Below are 13570 nucleotides of genomic sequence, written 5' to 3' on the forward strand. Positions count from 1 at the left end.
GTTTTACCCCCTCACTTGTTCTGGTCGAACGGTTAAACTTATATCTCGAAACAGATTAAATGTTTCTGCATCTGCGGGCACAGGCAACGGCGATGCTTTATAAATAGCTGTTTGTGCTGAACGGTCAAGCAATGGATCACCACTGCTGCGAGTTAAAGTAACTTCTAATACCATTCCATCAGGAGCAAGGCGTATTCTGAATTGACTCGATAAACTACTATCAACATTTTCAGGCAATATCCAATTTCTACCGATGGCATTCACAATGAGTGCTTTATATTTATCAACTTCACCAGCGATACGTGCCTGCCTTTCAGCATTTTTTGCTGCTTGCGCTTGTTTTACGGCAGCAGCTTCTGCTTGTTTTTTTCTTTCCGCTTCTGCTTTTGCAAGCTCTGCTTTTTCTTTTTCAGCTTGAGCCTTTTCCGCAATTTTTTTCTTATTCAAATCAGCAAGTTTTTTAGCTTCCAATTGCTGTTGCTTAATCAACTCTTCTTTTTGTTTTTTTAAATCTTCAATACGCTTCGCTTCCAATGCTTTTTGCTCTTCAAGTTTCTTCAAACGTTTTTTTTCCTCTTCAACTTGTTTTTTACGAGCAATAGCAATCTTATTTGCTTCCTCTTTAAGTCGAGCTAATTGTTGTTGTTCTTTTATTCTCTGCTGTCTTGCCGCTTCCGCCTGTCGTTTGAGCTCGTTTTGTCGGTTAATTTCAGCTTTTTTTTGTTGTTCCCGTTCTTGTTTTAAGCGATTTACTGTTTCCATAACTTGTTTATTATCGACACTTACTGCTTTCACCACCTCAGTTTGAGGTGTAACGGCAATAGGTTGTTCTGCTCCAGGTGTATTTTTAGTTTCCGCAGTTAAAACAGGTCGTTGGGTTGAATTATCTGTTAAAAGCATCACGATTAAAAAAAGATGTAAGCCAAGTGCGACAAAAAAAGCTTTACGATAACTGGGATTGCTTATCATGCTTGCCCCTCTGATTTTTCTTGAGATGAATCAGTCAATAATCCCACCTGCTCTGCGCCTGCTTGCTTAAGTAATGCCATTGCCTGAACAACTTTACCGTATGTAACCCCCTGGTCTCCTTTAACTAAAACGTTAAGTTTTTGGTTTGATTGCTGGGCCAGCTCCAATTCTGCAGCCACACGAACAACTAAATCCTGGGATTCTATAGGTTCTGCAGGAGTACTGCTAATATTAAGAAAATAAGTGCCTTGCTGATTCACTGAAACAATAATGGGCTCTCTATCTGTAGGTGCCAAAGTTTGGCTTGCAGCTTTAGGCAAGTCCACAGTTACACCTTGGCTCAACATAGGTGCTGTGATCATAAAAATTACAAGTAAAACCAACATCACATCGATATATGGTACAACATTAATTTCTGATATAGGGCGCTCACGCTTGGTTTTTGCTCTGATCATTTCAAATTTTACCCTCTTACAGTATCACTGTTTTGCTGCTCTATAAGCGATATCAATTCTTCCTGAAATAAATCAAATCGATTTAATAAATCATTAGCACGGGTTGTATATCGGTTATATGCAATAACCGCTGGTATTGCAGTAAATAATCCTAAAGCTGTAGCTACTAATGCCTCAGAAATACCCGGAGCTACCATAGCAATCGTTGCTTGTTGGGCATGGCCTAATGCCTGAAAAGAGGTCATTATACCCCAAACCGTACCAAATAGTCCTACATAAGGTGCAATAGATCCTACAGAAGCAAAAAAAGGTAAATGCTTTTCCAATTTCTCTGCTTCTTTTGTATGAGTAATTTGCATTACTCGTTGTATCGGTTCAATAACTACATTACCTTGCTTTCTGGCGCGTACAAACTCCTTAAAACCCGCATGAAAAATAGCGGCCATACCTTGTCGTTCATCCGAATTACTATCAATATCGGCATAAAGTCTACTTAAATCACCACTATCCCAGAATTTTTGATTAAAAACATCTGTGAGCTGTTTCTTGCGGTTAAAAAACCAAGCTCGTTGAAATATTAATGTCCAAGAAGTAATGGATGCAACAGTTAGCAATATCATAACTGTTTTAACAACCATTCCTGCTTGCATAAAATACATTAATACATTTGCTTGACTACCCATTTATATTATCTCCAGTACCATTTTGTGCTGTGGTTTTATCTCAAATTACAATAACAATTTTGTATTCAATGTGGAAATCGTTTTGGCTTCAAATTACTATTCACGCATACCACTTGAATTTTAGCTTCACAAACTATTGTTTCCTGCTCATTTTGCATACTCTGATTAAATAAAAAACTGCAAGCCCCTAATTGCTGCACTTGAGTTTTAATTGTTAATAAATCATCCAACCGAGCGGGTGCTTTATAACGAAGATGCGCATCATATATTGCAAAAAGAGTATCCTGCTTCATCAAATCGGAGAGGATCAAATTATTTTTTCTAAGCATTTCTGTGCGAGCTCGCTCAAAATAACAAAGATAATTCGCATGATATACAATTCCCATATAATCTACGTCTTCAGCATAAACACGAAAAGAATGTTGATGCGTAATTGTGGCATCCATTGATTAATCCTGTTCTACTGTATTTAAACCAAAATGTTGATACGCTCTTGGTGTGGCTATTCTACCTCTTGGCGTGCGCATAAGGAATCCTTGTTGTATTAAAAATGGCTCCAAAACATCTTCAATTGTGCCTTTTTCTTCACCAATTGCTGCTGCAATGCTATCAACACCTACTGGACCCCCATTAAATTGTTCAATTACCGCTAAAAGCAATTTTCTATCCATGAGATCAAATCCATATTGATCTACATCCAGCATTTCCAAAGCTTTTTGCGCAATATCAACACTAATAATCCCGTTACCCTTAACTTCGGCATAATCTCGAACACGTCGAAGTAAACGATTTGCAATACGTGGCGTTCCTCTTGAACGCAATGCGATTTCTCTTGCTCCTTCAGGTTTAGTTTTTACATTGAGTAATTGTGCGGAACGAACAACAATTTGTGTTAATGAATCAACAGAATAATATTCCAGACGTTGTACAATACCAAATCGATCTCTAAGAGGAGAAGTAAGCAACCCAGCTCGTGTCGTTGCACCAATTAGGGTAAAAGGAGGCAATTCCAGTTTGATAGACCGTGCAGCCGGGCCTTCGCCGATCATAATATCCAATTTATAATCTTCCATGGCTGGATAGAGTATTTCCTCTATTACAGGGCTAAGCCTATGAATTTCATCAATAAATAGAACGTCATTTGCTTGCAAGTTGGTAAGTATTGCCGCAATGTCTCCTGCTCTCTCAATCACTGGCCCCGAGGTTTGACGCAGATTGACGCCCATTTCATGAGCAATAATATTGGCTAAAGTAGTTTTACCAAGACCGGGAGGGCCAAAGATTAAGACATGATCTAGAGCATCGCTTCGCTTTTTTGCCGCATCAATAAAAATCTGCATCTGCGAACTTACTGCATCCTGTCCTATATATTCACTAAGACTTAGAGGTCTAATAGCGCGATCGATAGCCTCTTCTGAGGTAGTACTTTGAGTACTGATTAAGCGGTCACTTTCCAGCATAAAGTTCTTTTAAGAGTTCAGATGAATGGTAGCATTTTATCATATGTTTTTTGAATAGCAGCTTATTTGTTAATAGATATTTATGGATGCTTCACCGTGATAACCTAAAAAATAATCACGTTATGCCCGGATTACAGTTTTACCCTCACCTGGGGACTCTAACACACCAAATATTTCTCAATAATAGAAAATCATACTTAATTTATTTGAGGAGATAATCTCTCTTTTTGTTGGAATTCATCATAGTCAGTTACTATAGATGGAGATATTTCAGGAGATGATACAGCAGACTTAAAGAACAGTATTAAATTTTTTTCTCGATCAAACTCTTCCTCGATTGGAGTGAACGATTTAAATTCATCAAGACAATTGAAAAAGCGGACTGTTGAGCATATTGCAGCAATACATGAAACTGATAATACAGCAAGCGCAAAAAAAGGATTAACCGCAACTAATGGGGCTGCCATAAGCACACAATATGAGAAGAATGTGCTTGAGAGTGTAGCCCAGAATAATAACTCTAATGAAGTAAGAATATTCTCAAGAATGATACCCGTTTTTCTTAACGACTTTATTTCTTCAATTTCTTTTAAAACTTCTTCAGAGTTTAGTTGTCCATTTTTTACACTCTCAAGTCCTAATACAAGAAGTTCATATATTTTAATGGATTCTTTTTCTGATTCATCTTCAAGTGCGTCAATATATAACTTGTGATAATAAGCTTTTAGTGCTTTTAATTGTCTTTCAATTTCCTCATTGAGCTCCACTCCTTGAAACAGTACATCAATTTTTTGATCGCATTCGTTTAAACGTTTTTCCATTGCACTTGACATAGTTCATCCCTTAATTTATTAAAAAAAAATAGTATTTATATTGATCAGCAAATAATCAGGGTCGTTTTATAACATAATTGAAAAAACTATTAAAGATGATGCAACCAATTGAAAAAACAGTTAACGCTAAGGTAGCTTTAAACAAATTGACCTATTGATTCCATAACTAATTTTCGAGCTCTAAAAATACGAGATCGTACCGTTCCAACTGGACAACCCATTTTTTTTGCAATGTCTTCATAAGATTGACCATCTAGGATATACATGCCATAACAAAGACGTAACTCCTCAGATAAAGTAGAAAGAATTGTCTCCAGTTGCTCACCAAACTCAATATTAATTAATAGATATTCTGGGGACAGCTGCACCGAAGGATAATAAGTATCAGCATATTCTGCTTCCATATCCATACGCAAATTAACAGCACGATAATGATTTTTGATTGTATTTTGTGTAATTCGATACAACCAAGTAGAAAATTGACTTTTCTCTTTAAAATAATGTAAATAGCGATAAACTTTAATTAATACCTCTTGCGCCAGATCACTAACATTTGCTCTATCTTGAATATGTAAGTAAATAATTTGCTGTATTTTATTGTTATACCGTAACAACAACAGATTATAAGCTTCCATGTCTCCTTGTCTCGCCAATTTAATCAAGTCCTCATCACTATAAGAAGTTTCTTTATTCATCACTTCCTCATAATTCCATTATAAGAACGACTAGAAATTATTTGCGCTATATGTTTAATTATATACCATTGCGACTTATTTTGAGATGTAACAAACGCAATTGATGGTTTGTTATCTGGTCAAGAAATAAAACAACCTTCTTTTTTTTGCTTGGACTTGCAAATTCAATAAGCTGAAAAAAAGGGTTATGAATAAGAATAACGGCTTGGGTATAAGTCTCCTTCTTATCCTGACAGGATTCCAAAACCCATGCATTGCCTGTAAATTGAATTTTTTTAATTGATAAGCACGGACTTTGATTGGTCCAATAAATTTTCATAAAGACAAAAATAAATCCAATTAAGATTGGTTTGACAAATGGAGCCATTGATGAATAAAAAATCAAAATGACGGTAATGAGGCAAGTCAGTAAAATCAAACGCAAATAAGTCTTTGACTTTCCTGGCTCAATTACTATTTCGGATAATGGTGACAATTTTTTTTAACTCTTTATCTTGAGGATCTTCATAGCCCATTAACCAAGCGTACAGCTCTGGATCAGTGCAACTTAATAGTGAATTAAAAGCTCTAAGTTCTTTTACAGACAAATGTACGAGTCGATGCTCAAGAAAATGTCGCAAAATAAGATCCAGTTCCAGCATTCCTCGGCGGCAATGCCAGGCAAGTCTTGCTTTTTCCTTGGTGTCCAACATGGGTAAATCTCTTTATGATCCGGCTACAGGTACATAATACACTACTGTCTTTATAAACGAAATCATTAAAACTCTATTTTAAACACTACTATGGCGAGTTTAAAAAATCAGATAAACTCTGTATATTTCAACTGATAGTTACCCTAAATAGAGAGTAACTGTTTTTCAGGTTTAAAATAATGAGCGCAATTTTTACATATTTAATCAATAACAGAGCATTAACTACCTTCAAAACATTAGAAGAAGAATTAGTACTTCTACCTCAAAAAAATTATTTATTTGATTTATCTTATCTTGCGGTGATTGATGTTGAAGGTAATAAAGCCATTGATTTTCTTCAAGGGCAATTAACCTGTGACTTGAACGCAATATCTGACATACAAATGATAGAAGGTGCTCAGTGTAATCTTAAAGGACGAATTCTCACTTTAATGGATATTATTACCTGGCAAGGAGTTAAGTTAGTACTGCCTCAAGATTTACAAGAAAGTACAATTAATTCATTAAACAAATATGCATTACTTTCTCACATTGTACTCAAAAGAAGCACGAAATTTAATATTTTTGGATTTTATTTACAAAATCAAGACGATATGATGCCTGATACAGAATTTTTCCCTAATTCACTTTATGCTCAAACATATACCAAACGTTCTTGTTCTTATCATTTAGGTAATGGATTTTATATTTTTTTAGTCCTGACTGACTATGCACATGCGCTTCAAGAGCGTTTTATGAAAAATGACCAACTTCTTGGTTCTTTAACCTGGCACACTTTAAGATTACTCCAACAACAAATAGAGATTTATCCGGAATCTCGAGGCTTATTTTTACCTCATAGACTTGGTTTACAACAAACCTCATACATTAGTTTCAATAAAGGGTGCTATAAAGGACAAGAAATTATTGCTCGAATGCACTATAAAGCGACTATAAAACATCAATTGAAAATTTATGAAATTGCAACGGAGCAAAAAATTTATTCTGGACAAAAACTATTAAGCAAACCCGAAGGGGCGGAAGTTGGTGAATTAGTTGACTTTTCTATTCTGAAATCCGGGCGGTATTTAATTGCTGTAAGTATATTAAAAGAAGCGGTGCAAGCGGTATTTCTTGATGGGCATGATCAGTTAGTAGACTTAACTGATGTACCAGTTACATTATCAAATCCACTTGCTTAATAAAGCGCTCTTATATTTGCAATATTTAAAAAGTAGGTTGAGCCAAATTCAACCTACACAAAACATACTCATTTTATGCTTCTTGCTCAACCAATGTATAAGACTGCAAAGTAGTTTGAGTCAAATCCAGTAACTCTCTGATTGCAACAAAGAACATAGTATAATTTAGAACAGAGCTTGCTTTTAGATCAGCCAATATAAAGCGCCAACGCTGAATCAATGCACGATGAGATTCTCCCCAAGAAGAAAGGCGTGCCTGCAAATCTGGGTTATCACCATCATAGTTAATCAGTCCAGCAGTGAGTTGACGTTGTTGCCAATCCAAATCATCCCGCAGCGCCTCTCTGGAGAGAGACTCCCAATGATTCTCACTTGGATGCATAATAATTTGCTTTCTTATCCAGGCAAGCTCCAGGAACTCTCCAATTCCGAAATAAATCTCAGCGACCTGCGCTACTTTCATATTTCTCTTATAAGCGATTTCGATAATGTCGGTTGCCGAAAACAAACCTCGAGTTACAGTTAAATCATGTGCTAGCGCTGATGGAACACCTTCATCAACAATCTCTTGATAATGTCGATCATATTTTTCCCGTCGCTCTTCATTTAAAATCGCTGGTATTGACATCTTCAATTCAACAACACCTTGCGCATAGAGTTTTACAACCTCAGAAATATCCACAGACCTGCGTTGACTACGCAAAAACCAGCGTGTAATTCGTCGAGCCAATCTGGAATAAAGCATCATCATTTCGATTTGCTTTTTAGCACTGATTTTAGTACCCACTTCTTCGATTTGTTTCCAAACAGCTTCTAGATTAAGCACAGAACGAGTAATTACATATGCTCTTACGATGGCTGAAACAGGAGCTCCTGTTTCATCTTGTAATCTGTAAATGTAAGTAAAGCCCATCTCATTTACTATAATATTGCTTAATCGAGTCGCTATAATTTCTCTTTTTAGTGGGTGAGATTGCATTTGCTTGCTAAATCGCTCTTGCAAAGGTTTCGGGAACGAACTAATTAAAAATTGTGTCATATATGCTTCTTCAGGAACACCTGATGCCAGAATTTGTTCCTTAAGAATTGTTTTACTGTAACACATCAATACAGCAATACTGGGACGCATCAAACCTTTACCCGTTAATTTGCGCTCCAAAATAACCTTATCGTCGGGTAAGTACTCAAGATTACGATCAATTTTTCCAGTGCGCTCCAATTCACTAATATAGCGGCTTTGTAGATCCAATGCTTGAAGAGGCTGTGCTGCAGTTAAACTAATCGCTCTCGTTTGCAAGAAATTATCACGTAGTACCAGTTTGCTGACTTCATCCGTCATTTCAATTAATAATTCATTGCGTTGTTTTGGAGTTAAATCACCGACTGCTACAATACTATTCAGTAAGATTTTAATATTTACTTCTTTATCTGAGCAATTCACTCCGCCCGAATTATCAATGAAGTCGGTATACACCATTCCACCATTTAACGAGTATTCGACTCGTGCCAATTGGGTTAATCCCAAGTTACCGCCCTCACCCACTACTTTACAACGTAATTGTTTTGCATTCACTCGAGTTGCATCGTTGGTTCGGTCACCAACATTAGCATTCGATTCAGTGCTTGCCTTAACATAAGTGCCAATTCCTGCACTCCAAAGTAAGTCAACCTTAGCTTTTAAAATTGCCTTAATTAATTCATTTGGCTCAATCTCTGTTTGTTTAATTCCAAAAGCTGCTTGCATTTCGCTGCTGACAGGGATGGATTTGGCATTACGATTAAACACACCACCACCTTTGGAGATAAGTTTTTTATCATAATCCATCCAGTTTGAACGAGGTAAATGAAATAAACGCTCCCTTTCTTTGTAACTGACTTCTGCATCAGGATCAGGATCGACAAAAATATGGATATGATTAAATGCACCAATTAACTTGATGTGTTTTGACAACAGCATACCATTACCAAAGACATCCCCCGCCATATCTCCGATACCTACAACAGTAAAATCGTTATTTTCAATGTCTATATCTAATTCATAGAAATGACGCTTCACAGATTCCCATGCACCTTTTGCCGTAATTCCCATTTTCTTATGGTCATAACCTATTGATCCGCCTGATGCAAAAGCATCACCTAACCAAAAGCCATATTCTAAAGAAATAGCATTAGCAAGGTCAGAGAAAGTTGCTGTGCCTTTATCTGCAGCAACAACAAGGTAAGGATCATCCTCATCAAAACATATAACATTCTCAGGTTTGATTACTTTACCTTCAACATAATTATCTGTGATATCGAGAAGACCACGAATAAATAATTGATAACAACCGATTCCCTCAGCCATTATTTCTTCACGAGTACCGTTCACAGGTAAAAACTTAGGTACAAAACCACCTTTGGCACCACTGGGTACAATGACCGAATTTTTTACTTGTTGCGCTTTCATCAAACCAAGTATTTCTGTACGAAAATCTTCTCTTCGGTCAGACCAGCGCAAACCACCGCGAGCAACCTTACCACAACGTAAATGAACCCCTTCAAAACGTGGAGAGTAAACAAAAATTTCAAACATCGGATGTGGTTTAGGGACACCGGGAATAATTTTACTGTTTAACTTAAGCGAAATATAAGGTTTATGGTGTCCATCTTCACTTATCTGATAAAAATTAGTACGCAATGTAGCACTAATAGCATGGATGTATTGTCTGATTATTTTATCTTCATCAAGATTCGAAACAGTATCAAGATCACTTAATATTTCAATGGATAAATCAGTAAAGCGATCCTCTCGATGTGGATCATCAGCAGGATTACAGCGAATTTCAAATAATTTCACTAATTTTTTAGCAATAGCAACATTATTATTTAACGCCATTTCCATATAGTCTTGGCTAAAGGTAATACCTATTTGTTTAAAATATTTGGCATAGGTACGTAAAACGGCTACTTCACGCCAATTAAGTCCTGCTGCTAAAACTAACTGATTAAATCCGTCATTTTCAGCTTGGCCAAACCAAACTTTAGCAAAGGCATTTTGGAATAATTCTTTAATCTCATCAAGTTCAAACTCAATCGGCTTATTATACTGCATGGCGAAATCATTAATCCAAGCTATTTTACCGTCCTCAAACTTCAATGCGTAAGGACGTTCACTTATAGCGCGCAAACCCAGTTTTTCCAGTATTGGCAACACATCAGATAAAGGAATAGTAGTATCATGCTGATATACTTTTAATCTAAAGCTGTTTTCTGATTCATCCATGGGTTTATAAAAATTAATACCTAATGGTTTTTCTCGGGTAAGCAACTCGATATGTTTAATATCATAGACAGCTGTCCTCGCAGGAAACATATCACTATAAGCGACAGGAAATGCATTTTTATAACGGGCATAGAGACAATTTGCCTGTTCTTCTCCATAAGCCTCATATAAATGAGTTTGTAAGTCGTCCGTCCATGATCGTCCCGCCTCAATCAATTTTCTTTCAATTTCCTTTAAATCATATTCAAATGGTAAATTCGGGTTAATTTTAATAATAAAATGAACTCGTGCCAAAACAGATTCGGTAAATTGAGTTGAATAAGAGGTCTCAATTGAGTTAAAGCTCTCGTCAAGAATTTTCTTCATAGCCATTCTTAACTCGGTATTAATCCTGTCTTTAGGAACATATACCAGACAAGAAACAAAGCGCCGATAAACATCAACTCGTGCGAACAAACGAATGCGCTTTCTGTCTTGCATGTAAAAAACACCCATTGCAATTTCCAGAAGTTCATCTTCTGTTCCTTGAATCAAATCATCACGGGGTAATGTTTCAAGAATATTTAATAAAACCTTACCTGCATGGCTGTGTGGATTTAATCCAGAATTTTCCATAATGTGCGCTACTTTGCGTCGCAAGAATGGAATTTGCTTAGGGTTAGTATGATAAGCAGCAGAAGTATAAAGCCCAATAATTCTTCTTTCACCAATCACCACTCCTTGTTCGTTAAATCGTTTAATTCCTATGTAATCGGTATAAGCATCACGATGAACACTTGCCAATGTATTCGTTTTTGAAGTAACCAAAATACGTGGAGACAAAGTAAATTCACGTGCTTCTGGTGTCATTGCAGAAATGCTACGTGCCATTGATTTAGTAACGTTTTCACGTAAAAGTCCTAACCCGGTATTAGGAACAGCTTGTAAAACCGTTTCTTTACCTTTTTCTACCAACTCATAATCTCTCATCCCTAGGAAAGTAAAATGATGATCTTCAATCCAATGTAAAAATGCCTTTGTTTCTTCCACTTCATCCAAATCAAGCACTGAAGAAACTTTATCAATCTCTGCAATTGCTTCTCGAACTGCAGCTCGCATTTTTTTCCAATCTTCAAAAACGACTCGGTTATCTTCAAGGGCTCGTTCACATCCTTTATGCAGCTCTTCAAGTACATTAGGATCAGTTTGTCGATCAATTTCTATAAATATTGGTGCCTCATGGAGCACCCCTTTTTCATCTAACATTTGATTACGAGGTAAGATCTTACAAACACGATTGTCTGTATCTCTTTTAACTCGAATACCTCCCATATGAATAGTTAGATGAGAGGATAAACCCATTCTATGGATTACCAAACGAATTGAATCAACCAAAAACGGCATATCATCACAAATCACTTCAATAACGGTATGCGTTGTTTGCCATCCATGACGTTCATAATCGGGGTTATAGATTCTAATTTTTGTCTCGTGCGGTGCGCGTTCGCTAATTAAAGTCCAAAAATTTACTACGGCGCCGTAAAGATCATCGACAGTCAAGGCATTAAGATCTTCCATAGCTACAGTACCATACATCTGTCTGGCAAATTCGGCGCAAAACTCGGCTTGATCACCAACCATAGAACTTTTAATTCTATTTACAATGGCTTCAATTAATACATCTTTACCCTCTTCAAATTTATAAGACATTGTTGCTTTACCTCGTCGATTTGCCTCAGCCCTACAGCGAGAATTATTGTTTAAATATAAATAACCAGCCACTCTTACCCAAACAGTAAATAAACTGTCCAGATAAGAGTGGCCCAAAAAATCATATTTTTACTCAGCGTGAATAATATTATGAGTCACTAATGGCTATGGTTTTAGTATTAACGAACTCTAATATACCTTCTTTCGATAATTCACGACCATACCCCGACTCTTTTATTCCACCAAATGGTAACCTGGGATCTGAAGCTACAAAAGCGTTAACAAAACAAGCACCAGCTTCTATCTCATAAGTAGCTATATGCTCTCCTCTCTCCAAATCACGTGTAAACACCGCAGCACCTAAGCCATATTGACTTTGATTTGCATATGCAAGGCCTTCTTTCTCGTTATTGGCTGTAATAAGAGCAATAACAGGTCCAAATAACTCTTCATCGAAAGCCGGCATGCCAGGTGTCACCTGAGTTAATAAAGTTGGTGGATAATAAAAACCTTTTCCGGCGGGAATTATACCACCTGTCAATAATTTAGCACCTTGTTTCAGTGATTTTTCTACTTGATTATGTACGTTTTCACGCAAGTCGGAACGGGCTAATGGACCAAGCTTGGTTTCCGAATCAAGTGGACTCCCCATTTTAAATGCAGCCATTTGCTCCATTATTTTATGTATCAATTCTTTTTCAACGGATTTTAAAACAATGATACGCTTGGCAGCAATACAGACTTGACCTGAGTTATTAAGCCTTGAATTAACAATGCAGCGTGCAGCCAGATCAAGATCGGCGTCTTCAAGAACAAGATAGGGATCACTTCCGCCAAGCTCTAACACTGATTTTTTTAAAAATTTTCCAGCATGACTTGCGACAGCACTTCCTGCTCGTCCGCTTCCTGTCAAGGTAACAGCAATAACATAAGGATGCTCTATAACTTTGGCCGCTCCATCATTATCGACGATCAAATGCTGAAAAACGTGTACGGGAAATCCTGCCTCAAGAAATAATTCTTCTATTTTGTTACCTGTTCCTGTTGAAATAGGTGCATGCTTCAATGCGGCAACGTTTCCAGCCATAAGAGTGGGTACAGCAAAACGAAAGACCTGCCAAAAAGGAAAATTCCAAGGCATGATGGCAAAAACAATTCCAAGTGGTAGATAACATACTTTTGCTTTTTTCATTTCAGTTTGGATTACTTTTGGAGCAAGATACTCTTCTGCATGCTCCGCATAATGCTCGCATAACCAGACACACTTATTAATTTCAGCGCTACCTGCAGCGATTGGTTTACCCATTTCAATTGCCATTAAATGAGCCAATTCATCTGTTTTTGTTTTTAAGAGTTGGGCGAGTTGCAACATTAAAGTCTTTCTTTTGCTAAAAGACGTTTTTTTCCATTCCAAATATGCTTCATGTGCCTCACTAAGTTTTTTATCAACTTCCTGCTCACTCATGCAATCGTAGCTTTGCAGTATTTGTTCTGTTGCGGGATTTACAGTTTGAATTATCATGATGTCTCCATACAGAATAAAGTATATTTAATTAAAGTTATCAACTCTCCTTGCACACTACTTTTGATTATTGATACTATTTTCATATTCTTAGATTCTCAGAAAAAGCAATAGTAGTTTAAATCACTA

At 36.7% G+C, this 13570-nt stretch carries 12 protein-coding genes; 1 reads left to right on the forward strand and 11 read right to left on the reverse strand.

The features are described from left to right. Positions 1-3: 3 nt before the first annotated feature. The 9 genes from tolA to Ltuc_RS06175 all read right to left on the reverse strand — a co-directional run bounded on the left by tolA (position 4) and on the right by Ltuc_RS06175 (position 5787). On the reverse strand, positions 4-969 hold the full coding sequence (gene tolA, locus Ltuc_RS06135) for a cell envelope integrity protein TolA (protein WP_058520417.1): 966 nt from the start codon (positions 967-969) through the stop codon (positions 4-6). Next, a complete protein-coding gene (gene tolR, locus Ltuc_RS06140; RefSeq protein ID WP_058520418.1) occupies positions 966-1424 on the reverse strand; it encodes a protein TolR in 459 nt (152 codons plus the stop codon). Before tolR ends, tolA begins: the two co-directional genes overlap by 4 nt. Before the next feature lie 8 nt (positions 1425-1432). Further along, positions 1433-2107, reverse strand: coding sequence for a protein TolQ (gene tolQ / locus Ltuc_RS06145; RefSeq protein WP_058520419.1), 675 nt, complete (start codon positions 2105-2107; stop codon positions 1433-1435). 65 nt (positions 2108-2172) lie between these two features. After that, complete coding sequence (locus Ltuc_RS06150; RefSeq protein WP_058520420.1) at positions 2173-2553, reverse strand: YbgC/FadM family acyl-CoA thioesterase; 381 nt, start codon at positions 2551-2553, stop codon at positions 2173-2175. 3 nt (positions 2554-2556) lie between these two features. Beyond that, positions 2557-3567 (reverse strand): Holliday junction branch migration DNA helicase RuvB, encoded by a 1011-nt coding sequence (gene ruvB, locus Ltuc_RS06155; protein WP_058520421.1) that lies wholly within the window; start codon positions 3565-3567, stop codon positions 2557-2559. Positions 3568-3764: 197 nt separating this feature from the next. After that, on the reverse strand, positions 3765-4400 hold the full coding sequence (locus Ltuc_RS06160) for a DUF5638 domain-containing protein (protein ID WP_058520422.1): 636 nt from the start codon (positions 4398-4400) through the stop codon (positions 3765-3767). A 137-nt stretch (positions 4401-4537) separates the two neighbouring features. Continuing rightward, on the reverse strand, positions 4538-5095 hold the full coding sequence (locus Ltuc_RS06165) for a sigma-70 family RNA polymerase sigma factor (RefSeq protein ID WP_058520423.1): 558 nt from the start codon (positions 5093-5095) through the stop codon (positions 4538-4540). Between the two features lie 58 nt (positions 5096-5153). Beyond that, positions 5154-5570: a hypothetical protein gene (locus Ltuc_RS06170; RefSeq protein WP_058520424.1), complete on the reverse strand. Its 417-nt coding sequence runs from the start codon at positions 5568-5570 to the stop codon at positions 5154-5156. Continuing rightward, positions 5542-5787 carry an FAD assembly factor SdhE gene (locus Ltuc_RS06175; RefSeq protein WP_058520425.1) on the reverse strand — a complete coding sequence of 82 codons (246 nt, stop codon included), beginning with the start codon at positions 5785-5787 and terminating at the stop codon, positions 5542-5544. The genes Ltuc_RS06170 and Ltuc_RS06175 overlap by 29 nt, the downstream gene beginning before the upstream one ends. Before the next feature lie 179 nt (positions 5788-5966). Between Ltuc_RS06175 and ygfZ the strand changes: the two genes are divergently transcribed. Beyond that, positions 5967-6968 (forward strand): CAF17-like 4Fe-4S cluster assembly/insertion protein YgfZ, encoded by a 1002-nt coding sequence (gene ygfZ / locus Ltuc_RS06180; RefSeq protein WP_058520426.1) that lies wholly within the window; start codon positions 5967-5969, stop codon positions 6966-6968. Between the two features lie 73 nt (positions 6969-7041). On the opposite strand, the gene Ltuc_RS06185 is transcribed toward ygfZ, so the two are convergent. Both Ltuc_RS06185 and Ltuc_RS06190 read right to left on the reverse strand, forming a co-directional pair. After that, positions 7042-11919: an NAD-glutamate dehydrogenase gene (locus Ltuc_RS06185; protein WP_058521624.1), complete on the reverse strand. Its 4878-nt coding sequence runs from the start codon at positions 11917-11919 to the stop codon at positions 7042-7044. Positions 11920-12067: 148 nt separating this feature from the next. Beyond that, positions 12068-13441 carry an NAD-dependent succinate-semialdehyde dehydrogenase gene (locus Ltuc_RS06190; RefSeq protein ID WP_058520427.1) on the reverse strand — a complete coding sequence of 458 codons (1374 nt, stop codon included), beginning with the start codon at positions 13439-13441 and terminating at the stop codon, positions 12068-12070. Positions 13442-13570: the final 129 nt, after the last annotated feature.

Source organism: Legionella tucsonensis (assembly GCF_001468035.1).
GTDB lineage: Bacteria > Pseudomonadota > Gammaproteobacteria > Legionellales > Legionellaceae > Legionella > Legionella tucsonensis.